This window comes from Streptomyces sp. NPDC001599 (assembly GCF_042893535.1).
In the GTDB taxonomy this organism is placed as follows: domain Bacteria; phylum Actinomycetota; class Actinomycetes; order Streptomycetales; family Streptomycetaceae; genus Streptomyces.
Map to the genome: position 1 here is coordinate 23,762 of NZ_JBIAVA010000007.1, position 19,992 is coordinate 43,753.

Below are 19,992 nucleotides of genomic sequence, written 5' to 3' on the forward strand. Positions count from 1 at the left end.
GAGGAGGTCGACATGCCCGCCGTGACCGTCGAGAACCCGCTGACGCTGCCCCGCGTATCCGCACCCGCCGACGCCGTCGCACGTCCCGTGCTCACCGTGACGACCGCGCCCAGCGGTTTCGAGGGCGAGGGCTTCCCGGTGCGCCGGGCGTTCGCCGGGATCAACTACCGCCATCTCGACCCGTTCATCATGATGGACCAGATGGGTGAGGTGGAGTACGCGCCCGGGGAGCCCAAGGGCACGCCCTGGCACCCGCACCGCGGCTTCGAGACCGTCACCTACATCGTCGACGGGATCTTCGACCACCAGGACTCCAACGGTGGCGGCGGCACCATCACCAACGGCGACACGCAGTGGATGACGGCGGGCTCCGGCCTGCTGCACATCGAGGCGCCGCCGGAGCAGCTGGTGATGTCGGGCGGTCTCTTCCACGGGCTCCAGCTGTGGGTGAACCTCCCGGCCAAGGACAAGATGATGGCCCCGCGCTACCAGGACATCCGCAGCGGCAGCGTCCAGCTGCTCACCTCCCCCGACGGCGGCGCGCTGCTGCGCGTCATCGCCGGTGAGCTGGACGGGCACGACGGCCCCGGCATCACGCACACGCCGATCACGATGGTCCACGCGACGCTGGCGCCGGGCGCCGAGGTCACCCTGCCCTGGCGGGAGGACTTCAACGGCCTCGCCTACGTCATGGCCGGACGCGGGTCCGTGGGCGCCGAGCGGCGTCCGGTCCACCTCGGGCAGACCGCCGTCTTCGGCGCCGGGGGCTCGCTCACCGTCCGCGCGGACGAGAAGCAGGACTCGCACACCCCGGACCTGGAGGTCGTGCTGCTCGGCGGCCGGCCGATCCGGGAGCCGATGGCCCACTACGGCCCGTTCGTGATGAACACCAAGGACGAGCTGATGCAGGCCTTCGAGGACTTCCAGAAGGGCCGCCTCGGCACCGTCCCGGCGGTGCACGGCATGTCGGGCGAGGGCCCGGGGGCCTGACAGCGCGTCACCCGGGCGGGCCGTCCGCGCAGGACAGCCCGCCCGGTGCGTGATCGGGTGGGGGCGTGCAGCTGCTCCCCGGTCCGGTGCGCCGGTTCGCCGCCTGGTGCGCCGTCATCCTGCTCGCCAGCGGTGTCGTCTACGTCGCGATCCGGCTCTGCGTCGAGTTCCGCACCGCGGTGACTCCGGCGCTGCTCGCGCTGCTCGGCACCGCGCTGCTCCGGCCGCTGCACGCGCGGCTGGTGAAGGCCCATGTGCAGCGGTCGCTGGCCGCCGGGCTGACCTGTGCGGCCGTGCTGGCCGTGGTCGGCGGGGCCGTCTACATCGTGGTCTCCGCGCTCGTCGAGACCGGCGACCAGATCGTCACCTCGCTGCGGGACGCGGCGAAGGGCATCGCCGCCCACTTCGGTGCGGCGGGCACCTCGCTGGACGACGTCGCCTCCAACGCGCGCGAGCTGCTGGGCAAGTTCGGCGGTACGGCCGCCTCCGGCGTGGTCACCGGGATCAGCGTCGTCGGCGAGATGATGGCCATGGCCGTGCTCGCCCTGCTGCTCGTCTTCTTCTTCCTGCGCGACTCCGACCGCGCCGCCACCACGGTGCGCGCCCTCGCCCCGCCCGGCGGTGCCGACACGGTCGAGGCCATGGCCCGGCGGGCCTTCGGGGCCGTCGAGGGCTTCATGCGGGGGACGACCCTGATCGCCCTCATCGACGCGCTCTGCATCACCGTCGGCCTGCTCGTCCTGCGCGTCCCGGGCGCGGTCGGACTCGGGGCGCTGGTCTTCGTCGGCGCCTACATCCCCTATCTCGGCGCGTTCATCTCCGGGGCCGTCGCCGTGCTGGTGGCGCTCGCCGACCGGGGGTTCGTCATCGCGCTGTGGGCCCTCGGCGTGGTGCTGGCCGTGCAGGTGCTGGAGGGGCACGTGCTCCAGCCGATGATCCAGAGCCGTACCGTCCAGATGCACCCGGCCGTCGTGCTGCTGGCGCTCACCGCGGGCGCGTCGGTGGCGGGCATCCTGGGGATGCTCCTCGCCGTGCCGCTGACCGCGGCGGCGTTCGGGATCGTGCACGAACTCCAGGGCCGTTACGGGGCCGCCGGTTCCGGAGCCTCCGGGCCGGACGCGGGACCGGCACCGTCGGCCGGGGCCGCGGACTCGTAGAGCTCGTACCAGATGCTCTTGCCCTCGCCGCGCGGGGCGACGCCCCACGCGTCCGCGAGCAGCTCGACCAGCATCAGCCCGCGTCCGGAGGACGCCATCTCGCCCGGCCTGCGCTTGTGCGGCAGGTCGTCGCCGTTGTCGGTGACCTCCACCCGGATCCGCCGCTCGCCCGGCTCCCCCGCCACCTCGGCGACGAGCAGGGCGTCGGTGTCGGTGTGGACCAGGACGTTCGTCAGCATCTCGGAGAGCAGGAGCACCGCGGCGTCGCGCTGCTCGTCGTCCGGCCAGTCGTGCAGCAGGTCGCGCAGGTGCTGCCGGGCGGCGGCGATCCGGGCGGGCTCGGCCTGGGCGACCGTCAGCATCGTGCGGCGCACCGGCGCCCGGGTCGCGGTGGATTCGCCGCAGCCGCAGCCCTCGCCCTGCCGGCACAGCAGCAACAGCGCGATGTCGTCCTCCCGGCGGTCGGACAGCGGGCCGACGGTGTGGTGCGAGGAGGGGCCGTGCACGGCCTGGACCAGCGCGTCGGCCAGCTCCTCCAGACCGGCGGAGTGCTCCTCCAGGATCACGCGCAGGCGGTGCCAGCCGCTCTGCAGATCGTGGCCGCCGGTCTCGACCAGGCCGTCCGTGCACAGCATCAGGGTGTCCCCGGGTTCCAGGGCGAGCCGCGTCGTCGGGTAGTCGGTGTCCGGATCGATGCCCAGCGGCAGCCCGCCCGCCGTGGCGAGGATCAGCGCCGTCCCGTCCGCCATCCGCACCACCGGGTCCAGGTGCCCCGCGCGGGCGCTCTCCACGGTGCCGGTGGCGGGGTCGACCTCGGCGTAGTAGCAGGTCGCGAAGCGCAGGTCGCCGGGATCGTCCTCGGCCGTGGCGAGGCCGTGGAAGAAGTGCGAGGCGCGGGCGAGCACCGCGTCGGGGCGGTGGCCCTCGGAGGCGTAGGCGCGCAGGGCGATGCGCAGCTGCCCCATCAGCCCGGCCGCCCGCACGTCGTGGCCCTGGACGTCGCCGATCACCAGGGCGAAGCGGCCCCCGGGCAGCGGGATCATGTCGTACCAGTCGCCGCCGACCTGGAGGCCGCCGCCGGTGGGGACGTAGCGGGCGGCGACGTCCATGCCGGGGATCTCCGGGCCGAGCATGGGCAGCATCGAGCGTTGCAGCCCCTCGGCCAGCTCCCGCTGGTTCTCCGCGGCGCCCGCCCGGGACAGGGCCTGGGCGAGCATCCGCGCCACCGTGGTCAGCACCGAGCGCTCGTCCGGCGTGAACGCGACCGGGTAGGCGAAGGCGGCCATCCAGGCGCCCATCGTGCGGCCCGCCACGGTCAGCGGCAGATAGGCCCAGGAGCGTCGGCCGAAGCGTTCGGCGAGCGACCACGTCATGGGATAGCGGGACCGGTACTGCTGCGGGGAGGAGAGGTAGACCGCGCGGCCGGTGCGGACCACCTCGGCGGCCGGGTAGTCGGTCTCCAGGGACATGTCCACGAACGGGTTGGCCTCGTCGTCCGGCTGCCCGTGGTGCCCGATGACGGTGAGGCGGTCCCCCGAGACCCCGAACACCGCGAGCCCGTCCGGGGAGAACCCCGGCATCGACAGCCCCGCCGCGACCCGCAGCACCTCCTCGGTGGACCGCGCCTCGGCCAGTGCCCGGCCCGCGTCCAGCAGGAAGGCCTCCCGCGAGCGCCGCCACTCGCCGGTGACCGCGCTGCGCCCCGCGGGGGTGCCCGGCCTCGGCTCGGCGACCTCCTGGAGGGTGCCGGTCAGCACGTACGCCTTGCGCTCGGAGTCGAAGGAAGGCTTGGAGCGGCTGCGCACGACCCGGACGACATGGCCACGCTCGTCCATGATCCGGATCCGGACCTCGGCGAGAGTGCCCTCGGCGACGGCGAGCTGGACCACACCGGTGATCTCGTTCCAGTCCACCGGATGCAGCCGGGCCCGTACCTGCGCCTCGGTGAGGGTCGCCGGTTCGGCGGGCAGGCCGAGCAGGCGGGCGGCCTCTCCGTCCACCGTGACCTCACCCGTAGCGGTGTCCCAGTGCCACAGTCCGGTCGCGAGGGCGGCAAGGACGTCCCCCACCTCGGGCAGGGGCTCACCAGTGCGCATTGCCCCACTTTAAGAAGAGGTCGTCCAACGCTGCCACCGCTCGCCGGGGGTTCGGAGCGGGTCCGGAGCGGGTCCGGAGCAGGGCGGGAGCGGGCTCGTGGCGGGCTGCCTGCGGGTCAATCGGGAGGAAGGCAGCCGTGGCTGCCCGGTACGCTGGGGTTGTTTCACGTGAAACGCGAAACACCATCCCCGATCCGCGAAGGCTGGATGAACGACGATGCATCGGTACAGGTCCCACACCTGCGGCGAGCTCCGCTCCTCTGACGTCGGCACCGACGTCCGACTGAGTGGCTGGCTGCACAATCGGCGCGACCTGGGCGGCATCCTCTTCATCGATCTGCGCGATCACTACGGCATCACGCAGCTCGTCGCCCGTCCGGGCACCGAGGCGTACGAGGCGCTGGACAAGCTCACCAAGGAATCGACCGTTCGTGTCGACGGCCGGGTCGTCTCCCGCGGCGCCGACAACATCAACCCCGACCTGCCCACCGGCGAGGTCGAGGTCGAGGTGGGCGAGGTCGAGCTGCTCGGTGCCGCCCAGCCGCTGCCCTTCACCATCAACACCGAGGACGGGGTCAACGAGGAGCGGCGGCTCGAGTACCGCTTCCTGGACCTGCGCCGCGAGCGCATGCACCGCAACATCATGCTGCGCACGTCGGTCATCTCCTCGATCCGCAGCAAGATGGTCGCCCTCGGCTTCAACGAGATGGCGACGCCCATCCTCACCGCCACCTCCCCCGAGGGCGCCCGCGACTTCGTCGTGCCCTCCCGTCTGCACGCGGGCCGCTTCTACGCCCTCCCGCAGGCGCCGCAGCAGTTCAAGCAGCTGCTGATGATCTCGGGCTTCGACCGGTACTTCCAGATCGCGCCCTGCTTCCGCGACGAGGACGCCCGCGCCGACCGCTCGCCGGGCGAGTTCTACCAGCTCGACGTCGAGATGAGCTTCGTCGAGCAGGAGGACGTCTTCCGCCCGATCGAGCAGCTCATGACCGAGCTGTTCGAGGAGTTCGGCAACGGCCGCCACGTGACCTCGCCGTTCCCGCGGATCCCGTTCCGCGAGGCGATGCTGAAGTACGGCTCCGACAAGCCGGACCTGCGCGCCCAGCTGGAGCTGGTCGACATCACCGACGTCTTCGAGGGCTCGGAGTTCAAGGCCTTCGCCGGCAAGCACGTGCGCGCGCTGCCGGTCCCGGACGTCTCGGGCCAGCCCCGCAAGTTCTTCGACCAGCTCGGCGACTACGCCGTCTCGCAGGGCGCCAAGGGCCTGGCCTGGGTCCGCGTCGGCGAGGACGGCAAGCTGTCCGGCCCGATCGCGAAGTTCCTCACCGAGGAGAACGTCGCGGAGCTGACCAAGCGCCTCTCCCTGGCCGCCGGCCACGCGGTGTTCTTCGGCGCGGGCGAGTTCGACGAGGTCTCCAAGATCATGGGCGCGGTCCGCGTCGAGGCCGCCAAGCGCGCCGGCCACTTCGAGGAGAACGTCTTCCGCTTCTGCTGGATCGTCGACTTCCCGATGTACGAGAAGGACGAGGAGACGGGGAAGATCGACTTCTCCCACAACCCCTTCTCGATGCCGCAGGGCGGCATGGACGCCCTGGAGAACCAGGACCCGCTGGACATCCTCGCCTGGCAGTACGACATCGTCTGCAACGGCGTCGAGCTGTCCTCCGGCGCCATCCGGAACCACGAGCCGGAGATCATGCTCAAGGCCTTCGAGATCGCGGGCTACGACGCCGAGACCGTCGAGCGCGAGTTCGCCGGCATGCTGCGCGCCTTCCGCTTCGGCGCCCCGCCGCACGGCGGCATCGCCCCCGGCGTCGACCGCATCGTCATGCTGCTGGCCGACGAGCCCAACATCCGCGAGACCATCGCCTTCCCGCTCAACGGCAACGCCCAGGACCTGATGATGGGCGCCCCGACCGAGCTGGACGAGACCCGGCTGAGGGAACTGCACCTGACCGTGCGCAAGCCGCAGCCGAAGTAGTCTGCGGCGGCAGTCCCGCGAGCGACTGCCGTTCTTGATCTGCCGTTTCTGATCCGGCGTTCCTGATCCGCGAAGGAGATGTGCTGTGCCCCTGGTGTCCGTCGTGATGCCCGTGTACAACTCGGCGGCCACCTTGGGCGCAGCCGTCCGGTCGGTGCTCACGCAGACCCACAGCGATCTGGAGCTGCTGGTCACCGACGACCAGTCCTCCGACGGCTCCATGGACCTGCTGCGCGAGTTCGCCGCCCAGGACGAGCGCGTCCTGCCTCGGTCCTCGCCCGAGCGGGGCGGGGCGGGCCGGGCCCGCAACCTCGCCATCGAGCGGGCCCGGGGGGACTACGTCGCCTTCCTCGACTCGGACGACATGTGGCTGCCGCAGAAGACCGAGAAGCAGCTCGCCTTCGCCGCGGAGGGCCAAGCGCCCCTGACGTTCACCTCGTACTTCAAGATGGACGCCGACCACGCCGGCGAGAGCACCGACTGGGTCCCCAACGGGCGGGTGATCCGCGCGCGGGCACACGTGGACTACCGCGCGATGCTGGTCCAGGACCACATCGGTGCGCTCACCGCCATGTACGACCGCAACGTCCTGGGCACCAGGCTGATGCCGGAGATGCGCAAGCGCCAGGACTACGCCCTGTGGCTGTCGATCATGCGGGACGGCGCCGACGCCCGGGGGCTGGCCGAGCCGCTCGCGGTGTACAGGGCCCATCAGGCGGGATCGCTGTCCTCCAACAAGCTCTCGCTCGTGGAGTACAACTGGGCCCTGTACCGGCAGCACGAACACCTGTCGGTCCCGCGGGCGACGCGGGCGCTGGCCGGCGCCGTGTGGCAGTCGCTGCGCAACTCGCGCATCTAGCGCAACTCGCGCATCTGGCACATCTGGCGCACGCGTCGTCTATCGGGCCACGAACTGGGTCAGGATCGCCTGGACCTCGTAGATGTCGACGCCCTTGGTGAAGGTCTTCTGGACGGGGGTCTGGGAGCCGGAGAGCCAGATCTTCAGTTCGGCGTCGAGGTCGAAGTGGCCGGCGGTCTCGACCGCGAAGTGCGTGATGCTGCGGTACGGGATCGAGTGGTACTCGGTCTTCTTGCCGGTGATGCCCTGCTTGTCGATCAGGATCAGCCGCCGGTCGGTGAACAGGATGGTGTCGCGGATCAGCAGGTAGGCCGCGTGGACCTGCTCGCCGTGGCCGAGCAGGCGCGCGTACTCCTGCTGCGCCTGGGCCGGGTCGATGCTGTGCGCGTTGCCGAACAGTGCCATGGATGTCCCCCACGTGAGCTGGCTGTTCGTTCGATTTTCGCAAAGCGGAGGGCCCGGGAGAAGCTCCTGCCTCTCCCGGGCCCCTGCTGTAGCGAGCGCGTTACGCGGTCGGCTTCTCCTCGAGACGCGGGAAGAGCACCGCGCCCTTGGTGACGGTCGCGCCGGCGGGCAGCCGGCCCCAGTCCGCCGCGTCCTGGACCTTCTGGTCCGCGAGGCCGCCGAGGGAGGGCTCGGCGCCGAGGGAGTCCCAGAGCTTCTGGGAGGTGTCCGGCATGATCGGGTTCAGCAGGACGGCCACGGCGCGGAGTGCTTCCGCGGCCGTGTAGAGGATCGTCGCCAGGCGGGCCTTGCCCTCCGGGCTGTCGTCCTTCGCGACCTTCCAGGGCTCCTGCTCGGTGATGTAGCCGTTGACCTGCTTGACGAAGTCGAAGACCGCCAGGATGCCGCCCTGGAAGTCCAGCTCCTCGCCGATCTTCCGGTCCGCCTCCGACACGGCCTTGGTCAGGCCGTCGTGGATGGCCCGCTCCGCGTCGCCGTCGGCCGTCGCGGCCGGCAGCTCGCCGCCGAAGTACTTGTTGACCATGGCCGCCACGCGGGAGGCGAGGTTGCCGTAGTCGTTGGCCAGCTCGCTGGTGTAGCGGGCGGAGAAGTCCTCCCAGGAGAACGAGCCGTCCTGGCCGAAGGCGATCGCGCGCAGGAAGTACCAGCGGTACGCGTCCACACCGAAGTGCGTGGTGAGGTCCTGCGGCTTGATGCCGGTCAGATTCGACTTCGACATCTTCTCGCCGCCGACCATCAGCCAGCCGTTCGCGGCGATCTTCCCGGGCAGGGGCAGGCCCTGCGCCATCAGCATCGCCGGCCAGATGATGGCGTGGAAGCGGAGGATGTCCTTGCCGACCAGGTGCACGTCGGCGGGGAACGTCGACTCGAACTTCTCCGGGTTCTCGTTGTACCCGACCGCCGTGGCGTAGTTCAGGAGGGCGTCGACCCACACGTAGATGACGTGCTTGTCGTCCCAGGGGACCGGCACGCCCCAGTCGAAGGTCGAGCGGGAGATGGAGAGGTCCTGGAGGCCCTGGCGGACGAAATTCACGACCTCGTTGCGCGCGGACTCGGGCTGGATGAAGCCCGGGTTGGCCTCGTAGTGGGCGAGCAGCTTCTCGCTGTACTCGCTCAGCTTGAAGAAGTAGTTCTCCTCGCTGAGGATCTCCACCGGCTTCTTGTGGATCGGGCACAGCTTCTGGCCCGCGTACTCGCCCTCGCCGTCGAGCAGCTCGCCGGGGAGCTTGTACTCCTCGCAGCCCACGCAGTACGGGCCCTCGTAGCCGCCCTTGTAGATCTCGCCCTTGTCGTACAGGTCCTGCACGAACTCCTGGACGCGGTCGGTGTGCCGCTTCTGCGTGGTGCGGATGAAGTCGTCGTTCGCGATCTCCAGGTGCTCCCACAGGGGCTTCCAGGCCTCCGTGACGAGCTTGTCGGCCCAGGCCTGCGGGGTGACCCCGTTCGCCTCGGCCGTGCGCATGATCTTCTGACCGTGCTCGTCCGTGCCGGTGAGGTACCACACCTTCTCGCCGCGCTGGCGGTGCCAGCGGGTGAGCACGTCGCCTGCGACGGTCGTATAGGCGTGGCCCAGGTGAGGAGCGTCGTTGACGTAGTAGATGGGGGTCGAGACGTAGTACGCCTTCGCCCCCTGCTTCTCGGTTCCAGTGGCCGCCATGGTCGAAATCCTACTGGGCCCGCGGAGATCGACTCACACGCGTTTCGGGGGGTGGACGCAGGGGTTCCCCTTCGTCCACCCCCCGAGGGGTCGTGCGTGCGGCTGCCGTGACCGGCTACGGGCGCCAGGTGGCCAGTACGGCCTCGTACAGCTCCTTGTCGGTGAGCTCCTTCGGGGTCTCGCCGGCCAGGAAGTGGGAGGCGTTGCCCGTCTTGAGCTTGCGGAGGTAGTCGAAGGCCTTGTTCTCCGGGTCGCCGAAGGCGACGAAGGAGAAGTGGACGTTCGGGTGGTTCGCGGCGGCGTCCGTGAGGGCCTGGGTGGCGGGGGTCTTGGCGTCGGGGGCGCCGTCGGTCTGGAAGACCACGAGGGCCGGGGTGCCGGGCGCTTCCTTCTCGTGGTGGGCGAGGACGGCCTCGACGGCGGCGTGGTAGCTGGTGCGGCCCATGCGGCCGAGCGCTGCGTGCAGCTCGTCGATCTTGTTCTCGTGGTCGGTGAGGGTCAGGTCGCCGGTGCCGTCCACTTCGGTGGAGAAGAAGGTGACGTGGACCGTCGCCTCGGGGTCGAGGTGCGCGGCGAGGGCGAGGGTCTGCTCGGCGAGGGCCTGGGCGGAGCCGTCCTTGTAGTACGGGCGCATGGAGGCGGAGCGGTCGAGGACCAGGTGGACCTTGGCGCGGGTGCCGGTGAGGTCGTGCTTCTTGAGGGCGGTGGCGGCGGCCTTGTAGGCGGTGGTGAGGCCGGGGGCGCGGGAGCGGATGCGTGTGGCGGGCGTCGCGGGTTTCGACGCCTCGGCTTCGCCTTCGGCGTCCGTGTTCCCACGGGGTGCCTCCGGCTGGTCGGGGGTGGGCGACGCCTCGGCTTCGCCTTCGGCGTCCGTGTTCCCACCCGCACCGCCCGTGCTGCCTTCGTTGTCGGGTGCGGGTGGCCCCTGTGGGGCTTCCTCGCCGTCGGCGGCCGCGGGTTCGGGGGTGGGCACCGACTCCGGCTTCGCCTCGGCCTCCGCCTCCGCCTCCGCCTCCGGCTTGGCTTCCGGCTCCGGCTCCGGCTTCGCCTCGGGCTCGACCTCAGGCCGAGGCTTCGCCTCTGCCTCGGGCTCCGCCTCGGGCTCGGGCTCCGCCTTGGGCTCCGGGTTCGCCTCCGGCTCCGGCTTCGCCTCTGCCTCGGGCTTCGCCTTGGGCTCGGGGGTCGTTTCTGGCTCGGGGTTGGCGGGTGGGGTCGGCAGGGGTGGTTTGGGGACCGTGATGTTGGTGAAGGCGGCCTTGACGAGGTCGTGCTCGTCGGGGGTGGATTCCGAGCGGGGCTCGGGGATCTGGGAGGACTCCGGCTCGGCCGCGGTGGTCTCGGCCGGCTCCGGGGGTGCGGTGGGCTGGGACGGGAGCTTCGGCTCCGGTGCGGTGACCGGCGGTGCCGTCTCCTGCGTCGCACCCTCCGCCTGTGCGGTCCGTTCCTTGCGTGAGCGGCCGAACGCGTTCCGCAGGAGAGTGAGAATGCCCATGTGCGCAACCCTTCGAGTGAGTTGGTGCCGTCAATCCCTGGCCAGGACGGACACGTAAGGTTAGCGGTCCCGGCTTGTGATCTTGTGCAGGGTCTGACATGCGGGCGGCGAGGCGTCAAGGGCGGATCCGGTCGTCGCCGTAATTCCCCCACGGATTCCGCGGGTTCACCCGGCGTTCACCGCGACGCCCGGTCCCGGCACGTATGCGCGCCTACGGTCACGCTGACACCAGGGCATACAGGGATTCTCAAGGGGAGAACACAGTGCGCAAGCTCCTGCCGTTGATCGGGACGCCGTCCGGTTCGCATCCTGGCGGCCGGTCCGCGATGACCTGCCGCTTCCGGTGTGGTGACGCCTGCTTCCACGAGGTGCCGAACACCAGCTCCAACGAGTACGTCGGCGACGTCATCGCCGGTGCGCTCAGCCGCCGTTCCATGATGCGTGCCGCCGCCGTCGTGACCGTCGCCGCGGCGGGCGCCGGGGCCGTCGGTGTGGCGGGGGCGCCGTCGGCGACGGCCGCGCCCGCGGCGGGAAAGGGGCACGGGCGGCCCTCCAAGGCGTCCGGTGCGCGCGGGCTGCGGTTCACGCCCGTCGCGCCCAACACCGACGACGCCGTGACCGTTCCGGAGGGGTACCGGCAGGACGTAGTCATCCGTTGGGGTGAACCCATTCTGCGTGGGGCGCCCGCCTTCGACCCGGAGAAGCAGAGCGCCAGGGCGCAGGCCGGGCAGTTCGGGTACAACAACGACTTCCTCGCGCTGCTGCCGCTGCGGGGCGAGCACGGCCGCCAGCTCCTCGTCGCGAACCACGAGTACACCGACGAGGTGCTCATGTTCCGCGGCTACGACCCCGAGAACCCGACCCGCGAGCAGGTCGAGATCGCCTGGGCCGCGCACGGGCTGTCCGTCGTCGCCGTGGAGGAGGAGCGCAGGAGCGGGCGGCTCACGGCGGTGTCCCGGCACCGGCTGAACCGGCGGGTCACCGCCACCAGCGAGTTCCGGCTGACCGGCCCGGCCGCCGGGTCCGACCTGGTGAAGACCTCCGCCGACCGCAGCGGCCGCAAGGTGCTCGGCACCCTCAACAACTGCTCCGGCGGCACCACCCCGTGGGGCACCACGCTGCACGGCGAGGAGAACTTCAACCAGTACTTCGCCAACAGCAGCCGGGACACCGACAAGCGGTACGGGATCGGGACCGGGGCCACCGAGCGGAAGTGGGAGCGGTTCGACAAGCGGTTCGACGTCGCCCGGGAGCCGAACGAGGTGCACCGGTTCGGGTACGTCGTGGAGCTGGACCCGTACGACCCGGAGTCGACGCCGCGCAAGCACACCGCGCTCGGCCGGTTCAAGCACGAGGCCGCGACCGTGCGGCTGACGCACGACGGGCGGCCGGTCGTCTACACCGGCGACGACGAGCGGTTCGACTACTTCTACAAGTTCGTCGGCAGCAAGCGGATGCGGCACGGGAACTCACGCTGGGCGCGCGAGCACAATCTCTCGCTGCTCGACGAGGGGACGTTGTACGTCGCCAAGCTCGACGGCGACTCTCCGGCCATCGAGATCGACGGGACGGGGACGCTGCCCCGCGACGGCGAGTTCGACGGCGGCGGCGAGTGGATTCCGCTGGTCACCGCCACCGAGGACGGTGCCGTCTCGCACGTCGAGGGGATGAGCGCCGAGGAGGTGTGCGTCTTCACCCGGCTCGCCGGGGACAAGGTCGGCGCCACCAAGATGGACCGGCCCGAGGACATCGAGCCGTCGCCGACGACCGGCAAGGTGTACGTCGCCCTCACCAACAACTCCAACCGGGGCAAGGCCGGTTACGCGGGTCCCGACGAGGCCAACCCGCGCAACTCCAACAAGCACGGCCACGTCCTGGAGCTGACCGAGCGCTGGAACCGGGCCGACGCGACCCGCTTCGGGTGGTCGCTGTTCCTGGTCGCCGGTGACCCGGAGGACCCGGCGACCTACTTCGCGGGCTTCCCCAAGGACCGGGTCAGCCCGATCTCCTGCCCCGACAACGTCGCCTTCGACGACCACGGCAACCTGTGGATCTCCACCGACGGCAACGCGCTCGGCAGCCACGACGGCCTCTTCGGCGTCGCGACCAGGGGCGACCGGCGCGGTGAGCTGAAGCAGTTCCTGACCGTGCCGACCGGTGCGGAGACCTGCGGCCCGCTCGTCCAGGACCGGCGGGTGCTGGTCGCCGTGCAGCACCCGGGCGAGGTCGACGGTGCCTCCGTGGAGCAGCCGGCCAGCACCTGGCCCGACGGGCCCGGGAAGATCGTGCGCCCGGCGGTCGTGGCGGTGTGGCGCGCGGACGGCCGCGACATCGGCGTCTGAGCCGGCCGGGAAGCAAAGGGGAGCGGTCAGCCGGCCGCCGCGTGCAGGGTCAGGTCGACGACCGGTGCGTGGTGGCCGGTGCCGGCCAGGGGCCGGTGGGCCGCCACAGGGTCGTCGTGCCGCTCTCGGTCCGGTAGTCGGTCATGGGCCGCGACGTCACCCCCCCCCGGGCGCGCTGCCCGCGAGGCGTTTCAGAGCCGGGTGCGCGTCGGCCGGGGCGGGCCGGGCTCGGCGGGGGACCGGCGGCGCGGCGGACGCCCGTACCGGCCCGTGAGCCACGAGGCCAGGGCGACCGTGAGGCCGAGGGCGACGAGGAGCCAGGAGGCGGCGCGCAGCGTTTCGGTGAGGGCGTCGTACACGGCGCCCGCGGCGGGGCCGTCCACCGGGCCGGGGAGTTCGGCGACGGTGAGCCGGCGGCCGACCAGGACGGCCAGGGCGAGCAGGGCGCCGCCGAGGGCGGTGCCGATCCCGGCGGCCGTGAGGGCGCGGCGGCGGCAGGCGGCGACGGCGATTCCGGTGACCGCGAAGACGACGGCCGCCAGCGGCAGCCAGAAGGCGGCGACGTCGAGCACGTGGTAGCCCTTCCTGAGCCGGTCCGCGTCGTGGCCCGAGAGCACGGTGACCGCGAGGTGGCGGACCGGGATGCGCCGGGCGAAGGGCACGTGGTCCTCGGCGAGCCGGTCCCGCACGCGTTCGGTGACGGGGGCCAGGTCGACGGTGACCGCGCGCCCCGCCGCGCCGTCGTCCCGCAGGGCGCGCAGCACGGCGGCGTGGACGGTGCGGTTCGCCGCGTCCCAGCCCTCGTGGAAGGCCTCGGTCCGGGTGAACGACCGGGCCGCGTCCCGTACGAAGAGCCGCACGCTGCCGTTCACGGGGCCTGCCGCGACCTCGTCGACGAGCCCCGCGAACCCGGCGCCCAGCGTGTCGGCGGCCGCGTCCCGCACGTCCGGATCGTCGGCGAGCGGGGCCATGGAGGCGACGTAGCGGCCCGTGTCGGCCGGCCCGTGCATCGCCCAGCCCGCCAGCGTGGCGCACGGTGCGAGCAGGCTGGCGAGGACGATCAGGGTGGCCGACAGGGCGCTCCGGAGGCGGGGGGACACCCTCCCAGGCAAACCCCCGCGTCCCCGCCGGGCGACCTGCGTGACTGCATATGGCCCCCGGGGACGAGCCGGTCAGGTGGTGCGGGTGAGGGTGCGGTGCCTGGCCGCCCGGGCCTCCTCGGCGTCCTGGTGGGTGGCGTAGTGGTAGTACAGCCCGGCCGTCACCGCCGCCGCGAGCAGCAGGGACACGAGGACGCAGGTGAACATGGCCACGCCGCTGCCCGAGTAGAGGAATCCCAGGGCGCTGCCCGCGAACGCCCCCCACAGCACCGCGTGGCCCTCGCGCGGCAGCCGGTCGGCCACGGCGCGGACCGCGTACCAGAGGAGGGCGAAGGCGAGCACCGTCATGAAGCCGAACAGCAGGTTCCAGCCGGTGATGGGGCCGCCGTGGCGGCGGACGGACGCCGCCCAGTAGCCGTAGACCAGACCGATCGCCAGCGGCATCGCCCACTTGGCCAGCAGGTGGGTCCGCGCGCCGAAGACGTCGGGCGTCCGGCGCCCGGACGTATCCCGTCCCGTACCGGTGCCGCCGGTGCGGGCGCCGGTGGACGTCGTGCGTGTGGGTACCGCGTGAGTCATGGGAGCACTCCTCTCGCCTCGCCCCGTCAGCCCCCGTCTACCAGCGCACACCTGGGCCCGCCGGCTGGCAAGTCAGGACGCGGGCCGGTCGGGATGCGGGCCGGTCGGGCGCGTGTTTCGCTGGGGCCCGTGAGGGGTCGTGTCCGCAGGCCGGTGCGCGCCCGGTGGCGGCCGCTCGGTCGGCTCGTGCACGCCGCCGGCCGGGGCGACGCCGTGTCCCGGCACGAGTTGCTCAGTGTGCGCGGACGCACGGTGGCCTGGGTGTTCCCCCTGCTGCTGCTCATCGGCATCACCGCCGGCGACATCACCACCGGCGCCTTCGAGATCATCTCCTGGACCGTGCTGGTGCCGGGCGTCGCAGCCGCGATCTGCGGGGTGCGGGGAACGGCCGCCTTCGCCGTGCTCGCGGTCGTCGTCTACGTCTGTGCCGACACCGTCTGGCAGCACCGTGACGAGACCGGGCTGCCCGGTCTGGTCCTCGTCGTCCTCGGCGGTGCGATCGCCGTGGTGGCCGCCGGGTTCCGGGTCGGCGGGGAGCGGCGCATGCTGCACATGCGGGACATCGCCGACACCACCCGCCGCACCGTGCTGCGCCCGCTCCCGGTGGGTTTCGGCGGCCTCGACCACGCCGCCGTCTACCTCTCGGCGGACAGCGAGGCCCGCGTCGGCGGCGACTTCTACGACATCCAGCCCGGACCGCACGGGACCCGGGTCCTCGTCGGCGACGTGCAGGGCAAGGGTCTCGGCGCGGTGGAGACGGCTGCCGCGCTGCTCGGCACCTTCCGCGAGGCCGGCTACCACGAAGCGGACCTCGCGACGGTCGCCGAACGCCTGGAGACCCGCATGATCCGCCACCGCGAGCACACCGCGGGGCTCGGCCGGGCCGACGGCGACCGGTTCGCCACCGCCGTGCTGATCGGTTTCCCGCCCGGTCTGCCGGACGCCGTGGACGCCGTCGTCTTCGGTCACGAACCCCCGATGGCGGTGGGCCCGCGCGGGGTGCGCCTGCTGCCGGTCGTGGGCGGGCTGCCGCTGGGCATGGCCGAACTGGCGCCCACCGGCCGGTCCGGGACGCCGCCGGTGCACCGGCTGCACCTGGCCGAGGACGAGACGCTGCTGCTGGTCACCGACGGGGTGACCGAGGCCCGGGACCCCGGCGGGGTCTTCTACCGGCCGGCCGACGACATCACCGTCGCCCTCGCCGTCGACCCGCGCAGTGCCGTGCCCGCGCGGCTGGTGTCCCTCGTCCGGGACGGCACGTTGCGGCACTGCCGGGGGCGGGTGGCCGACGACACCACGGTCTTCGCGGTACGGCGGACACCGGCCGGCCGGGAGCCGGCCGACGGCGGCTGAGTGCCCCGCTTCGCAGCCGCAGCGGTTACGGTGCTGCCGTACGTGATCGACGTGTGTGACCGACAGGGGGAGGGGACAGGGACATGCCCGGAACCGTGCTGCTGCTCGCGGCGGCGCCCGTGGGCCGCGGGTGTTTGGTGGACGCCGCCTCCGTGCTCCCCGTGCTCGCGGCCGTGCCGCCCGCCGTGCTCTCCGGCACGGACACGGCGAACGTCGTCGAACTCGCCGACCCGCTGGAGCCGCAGGCCGTCCTGACCCGGCTGCGGGCCGCGGCGGCGGCCCCCGGACCGCTCACGGTCTACGTCGCCGGTCAGCTCCAGCTGGACCGGCGCCAGCGCCTGCCGCATCTGGCGCTGGCCCGCACGACCCCGTCGACCGTCCGCTACACGGCGCTGCCCTGGCACTGGATCCGCGAGGAGCTGCGGCTGCGGCCGAGCGGCGCGACGACGCTGCTGCTCGATCTGCACGCCGACCACGAGACCTGGCAGTGGCTGCGGACCAGCCCGCTGGACTCCGGGCGCAACAACGCCGTCTACGGCCGCGTCGCGCCGCCGCCCGCACGGCGGGCGGTGGCCGTCCCGTCGTACATGCGGGGCGTGGCGACGATCCTGCGCAGCGGGCACCGGCCGCCGCCGGACGAGCTGCACCAGCAGGCGCTGGCCCGCGCCGCCGCCGACGCCCCGGGCAGCGGCGCGGTGACCGGCGCCGACCTGGTGCTGACGGCGCCGGGGCCGGTGGCGGGCGACCCGCACGCCGTCATCGCCGCCGCGGTGCGCTCCGGGCGGCACGGGGACGCCGACGCGCTCGCCGCCCGGCACGAGCGGGGTGCGGCCCACGCGCACGGGCCCGCCTCCGAGGACGCGCTGCACTGGACGGAGGTCCGGGCCGACCTGGCGATGTTCGCGGGGGACCCGGTGCGCAGCTGCCGGTCCTGGCTGGCGGTGGCCGAGGCCCGGCTCGGCGCCGGGCAGCCCCCGCAGGCGCCCGCCGTGGAGGCGGCCGTCGACCGGGCTCACCACCAGTGGGGGCGGATCCGCGACGCCGGACCGGCCCGCGAACTGGGCGCGGCCCTCGCCGCGCTGCGCGGCCGCGTGCCGGGCCGCCGCGAGGGTGCCCTGGACCACGTACAGCGCGAACTGAGCCGCTTGCAGACCCAGGGCTGAGCCGACCGGCACCCGCTAGGCGCGTCCGGCCCTGGCCCGGGTGCGGCGGCCCCGCTCCAGGATGCTGTTGATGATCTGGGTGTGCCGGCCTTTGAGCGCGGCGACCGGTACCTCGATCTTCCGGTGTTCCTCGTGCTCGCTCTGCCGTTCCTTCACGCTGTCCTTCTCGTGCCAGCGCAGTTCCGGGCCGCCCGCCTCGACGTACGGGATGTCCGGGACGGTCTGGAGCACCACACGCCCGCCGGTGTTCGGATCGGGCAGCTCGATCCAGAAGTGGTCGGGGGCGGCGACACCGGCGCTCACCTTGTAGTTGCACACGATCCAGGCCGCCGGGCGGCCGGTGGCGATCCGCAGGCCGTGGGAGGTCACGAAGGCGTGCACCGAACGTTCCATGAACGGCTCGACGTCCCCTTCGGGGGGTGGCCGCCTCCTGTCGGGGTCGAAGGCCAGTCCGGCGGCCGTGATGGAGGCCCGCAGCTGGCCCAGTTCGGCCTTCACCGCGGGAGCGAGCTGGTCGAGCTTGCTGTCGTCGACGAAGGGCATGCTGGTCAGGTAGTCCCAGCAGTCGCCGTGGGTGCTTCCGGTGTCGTCCGTGGCCGCTCGCACCGCCCACTCCCAGCACGCGGCCTGCTCGCGGTCCTTCGGCAGTTTGCGTCCTCTGCCACCCTTGTAGGTGTCCTCGTGCCCGAGCGGCTCCCCGAGCATGCTCACCGCGAGCGGGTCGATCTCGCCCTCGGTGCTCTCCTCGTGGCCGCGCTTGGGCGCACGCTGTACGGGGGCCCCGTGCAGCAGGCCCGGATGTCCGGACCGGCGGAGCGACTCCGTGACGGCGTCGTTCCCGGCGCTCTCCTGCAGACCGAGCAGCCGAGCCGCTCCCGGGTCCTGCTCGGGGCGGCGGACGGTTCGCCGTGGCGCGGCGGCCGACTCCCGTTCTTCGTGCCGGTGGTGTGTCCGCACGTCGGCTCCTCTCCGCGCCGGATCCCGTCAGGGCTTGACCCGTCTGTTTATCGGAGTGCGACCGAGGAGAGGAGTGGGCGACGGGCATGATCCGTGGCCTTTGGGGCAGTGTCCGTCGCCCTCGCCGCTGCCCCCGCGCCCCTCAGCGCTGCACCGAGGCCGGTTCGCCCAGGCGCGGGGCGCTCTCCCCGGCCGGGGCGGGGGAGCCGGCCGCGGCCGTCGGGCCCGCGTTCGAGGCCAGCAGCAGGCAGATCACGGCGGCGACGGCGGCGGCGAGCGCTCTGGCGTAACGTTCGGCGGTGCGGAAGCGTACGGGCACGGTGTCCTCTGCGGGATGAGGGATTGTGTCAAGCGCGGTTAAGCGCGCTTAATACGCGGTTTAACCTAGAGCCGTCCGCGCCGAACGGCAAGAGCCTCATGGGGAGTTGGCAGTGGGGGACCGTGACGACCGAAACGCCATCGGACGCCGGGTGCAGCGGCTGCGGGCCGAGCGTGGGATGACCCAGCGCCAGCTCGCGGAACCGGCGTACACACCCGCCTACATCTCCACCCTGGAGGCCGGCCGCGTCCGCCCCTCCGACGAGGCGCTGCGGCACCTCGCCGACCGCCTCGGCGTCGGCTACGAGGAGCTGGCCACCGGACGCCCCGCCCGCCTCGCCACCGACCTGCGGCTCAGGCTCACCGAGGCGCAGCGCACCCTCGCCACCGAGGGCGCGGAGCAGGCGGCCGCGCAGTACACCGGGCTGCTCGCCGAGGCCGAGACGTACGAGCTGGCCGAGGAGCGGGCCGCCGCGCTGCTCGGGCTCGGCGAGTGTGCCGTGGAGACCGGTGAACTGGCCGCGGGACGGCAGTACTTCGAGCGGGCCGAGCAGTGCCTCGTGGAGTCCGGCGCCCCGCTGCCCGCCCGGGTCCCCGCCCTGCGCGGACGGGCGCTGGCCCACTACCTCGCCGGTGAACTGCGGTACGCCGTCTACCTGCTGGAGTCCACCCTCGACGAGCTGAACCGCGGCGGCCTGCACGACCCCGACGCGCTGCTGCTGCTCTACGCCAGCGCGATCGGCCCGTACATGGACATGGGCGCCCACGCGCGCGCCGCCCAGGCCGCCGAACTCGCCCTCGCCCTCGCGCCCAGCGCCGGTGACCCCGCGCTGGTGGCCCGCATGCACCGCTCGGTCGCCCGCACCCTGCTCGCCGAGGGCCGCCTCGCCGAGGCCGACGCCTCGCTCGCCAAGGCGGCCGAGCTGTACCGCACGCTGCAACTGGGCACCGAGCTGGCCAACTGCCACTGGATGCGGGGCTACGTCTGCGCCCAGAACGGCGAACTGCCGCGCGCGGAGGCGGAGATGCGCGAGGCCCTCGCCATGCTCTCGGCCACCCGTGCCGCCCTGTACAGCAGTCAGGTCGCCGTCGAGCTGGCCGACGTACTGCACCGGCGCGGCAAGTCCGAGGAGGCCGCCGAGCTGCTGCACGGTGTCCTCGACGACCTCTCCTCCGAGCGCGGCGCCGTGCACTCCGCGGGCGCGCACCGGCTGCTCGGCATCATCGCCGAGGACGCCCGGGACACCGAGGCCGCCGAGGAGCACTACGTCCGTGCGCTGAGCCTGCTGGAACGGGCCGGCGCCGCCGGTGACCTGGCCGACCTGTGCCGCCTCCTCGGCGACCTGCTGCGCCGCACCGGCCGCGTCGAGGCCGCCCTGGACGCCTACCGCACCGGCCTCGGGCACCGCACCGCGCCCGGCACGACCACCCTGGGCCCGGCACCCGCCCAGCCGCCGCTGTAGCCCCCGCCCGTGAGGGCCCC

General features: G+C 72.6%; 16 protein-coding genes. 8 read left to right on the top strand and 8 right to left on the bottom strand.

The genetic code is table 11. From position 1 onward, the window contains the following. Positions 1–12: 12 nt before the first annotated feature. Together ACFYZ3_RS18965 and ACFYZ3_RS18970 are read left to right on the top strand one after the other, a co-directional pair. Positions 13–990, top strand: coding sequence for a pirin family protein (locus ACFYZ3_RS18965; RefSeq protein WP_052836621.1), 978 nt, complete (start codon positions 13–15; stop codon positions 988–990). Between the two features lie 65 nt (positions 991–1,055). Next, entirely contained in the window at positions 1,056–2,147 is a 1,092-nt protein-coding gene (locus tag ACFYZ3_RS18970) for an AI-2E family transporter (protein WP_388518813.1), read from the top strand. On the opposite strand, the gene ACFYZ3_RS18975 is transcribed toward ACFYZ3_RS18970, so the two are convergent. After that, positions 2,072–4,243 carry a SpoIIE family protein phosphatase gene (locus ACFYZ3_RS18975; RefSeq protein ID WP_388518816.1) on the bottom strand — a complete coding sequence of 724 codons (2,172 nt, stop codon included), beginning with the start codon at positions 4,241–4,243 and terminating at the stop codon, positions 2,072–2,074. The two genes, ACFYZ3_RS18970 and ACFYZ3_RS18975, sit on opposite strands and share 76 nt — an antisense overlap. Before the next feature lie 217 nt (positions 4,244–4,460). Here ACFYZ3_RS18975 and aspS point away from each other — a divergent pair, with 217 nt between their 5' ends. Together aspS and ACFYZ3_RS18985 are read left to right on the top strand one after the other, a co-directional pair. Beyond that, a complete protein-coding gene (gene aspS / locus ACFYZ3_RS18980; RefSeq protein ID WP_361014033.1) occupies positions 4,461–6,224 on the top strand; it encodes an aspartate--tRNA ligase in 1,764 nt (587 codons plus the stop codon). A gap of 85 nt (positions 6,225–6,309) precedes the next feature. Next, positions 6,310–7,083 (top strand): glycosyltransferase family 2 protein, encoded by a 774-nt coding sequence (locus ACFYZ3_RS18985; RefSeq protein WP_388518819.1) that lies wholly within the window; start codon positions 6,310–6,312, stop codon positions 7,081–7,083. 39 nt (positions 7,084–7,122) lie between these two features. On the opposite strand, the gene ACFYZ3_RS18990 is transcribed toward ACFYZ3_RS18985, so the two are convergent. The 3 genes from ACFYZ3_RS18990 to ACFYZ3_RS19000 form a co-directional block, all read right to left on the bottom strand. Beyond that, positions 7,123–7,488: a PH domain-containing protein gene (locus ACFYZ3_RS18990; protein ID WP_356862113.1), complete on the bottom strand. Its 366-nt coding sequence runs from the start codon at positions 7,486–7,488 to the stop codon at positions 7,123–7,125. Positions 7,489–7,588: 100 nt separating this feature from the next. Beyond that, positions 7,589–9,205, bottom strand: a complete 1,617-nt coding sequence (gene metG, locus ACFYZ3_RS18995) for a methionine--tRNA ligase (protein WP_388518822.1) — start codon at positions 9,203–9,205, stop codon at positions 7,589–7,591. A gap of 115 nt (positions 9,206–9,320) precedes the next feature. Further along, on the bottom strand, positions 9,321–10,697 hold the full coding sequence (locus ACFYZ3_RS19000) for a VWA domain-containing protein (protein ID WP_388518825.1): 1,377 nt from the start codon (positions 10,695–10,697) through the stop codon (positions 9,321–9,323). Positions 10,698–10,960: 263 nt separating this feature from the next. On the opposite strand from ACFYZ3_RS19000, the gene ACFYZ3_RS19005 reads away from it, so the two are divergent. Next, positions 10,961–13,039 carry a PhoX family protein gene (locus ACFYZ3_RS19005; RefSeq protein WP_388518828.1) on the top strand — a complete coding sequence of 693 codons (2,079 nt, stop codon included), beginning with the start codon at positions 10,961–10,963 and terminating at the stop codon, positions 13,037–13,039. A 191-nt stretch (positions 13,040–13,230) separates the two neighbouring features. Here the strand turns inward: ACFYZ3_RS19005 and ACFYZ3_RS19010 are convergent, their stop codons facing one another. Next, positions 13,231–14,139: a hypothetical protein gene (locus ACFYZ3_RS19010; RefSeq protein ID WP_388518831.1), complete on the bottom strand. Its 909-nt coding sequence runs from the start codon at positions 14,137–14,139 to the stop codon at positions 13,231–13,233. A 72-nt stretch (positions 14,140–14,211) separates the two neighbouring features. Then, entirely contained in the window at positions 14,212–14,718 is a 507-nt protein-coding gene (locus ACFYZ3_RS19015) for a hypothetical protein (protein ID WP_388518834.1), read from the bottom strand. A gap of 93 nt (positions 14,719–14,811) precedes the next feature. Here ACFYZ3_RS19015 and ACFYZ3_RS19020 point away from each other — a divergent pair, with 93 nt between their 5' ends. Together ACFYZ3_RS19020 and ACFYZ3_RS19025 are read left to right on the top strand one after the other, a co-directional pair. Continuing rightward, the gene (locus tag ACFYZ3_RS19020) at positions 14,812–16,071 is read left to right on the top strand and encodes a PP2C family protein-serine/threonine phosphatase (RefSeq protein WP_388518837.1); all 1,260 of its coding nucleotides are present in this window, start codon (positions 14,812–14,814) and stop codon (positions 16,069–16,071) included. Positions 16,072–16,154: 83 nt separating this feature from the next. Beyond that, positions 16,155–17,234, top strand: a complete 1,080-nt coding sequence (locus ACFYZ3_RS19025; RefSeq protein WP_388518840.1) for a hypothetical protein — start codon at positions 16,155–16,157, stop codon at positions 17,232–17,234. 15 nt (positions 17,235–17,249) lie between these two features. Here the strand turns inward: ACFYZ3_RS19025 and ACFYZ3_RS19030 are convergent, their stop codons facing one another. Next, entirely contained in the window at positions 17,250–18,191 is a 942-nt protein-coding gene (locus ACFYZ3_RS19030) for a hypothetical protein (RefSeq protein WP_388518843.1), read from the bottom strand. A 142-nt stretch (positions 18,192–18,333) separates the two neighbouring features. Then, positions 18,334–18,510 carry a hypothetical protein gene (locus tag ACFYZ3_RS19035; RefSeq protein WP_388518844.1) on the bottom strand — a complete coding sequence of 59 codons (177 nt, stop codon included), beginning with the start codon at positions 18,508–18,510 and terminating at the stop codon, positions 18,334–18,336. 112 nt (positions 18,511–18,622) lie between these two features. Here ACFYZ3_RS19035 and ACFYZ3_RS19040 point away from each other — a divergent pair, with 112 nt between their 5' ends. After that, positions 18,623–19,972 (top strand): helix-turn-helix domain-containing protein, encoded by a 1,350-nt coding sequence (locus ACFYZ3_RS19040; RefSeq protein ID WP_388518847.1) that lies wholly within the window; start codon positions 18,623–18,625, stop codon positions 19,970–19,972. Positions 19,973–19,992 lie beyond the last annotated feature (20 nt).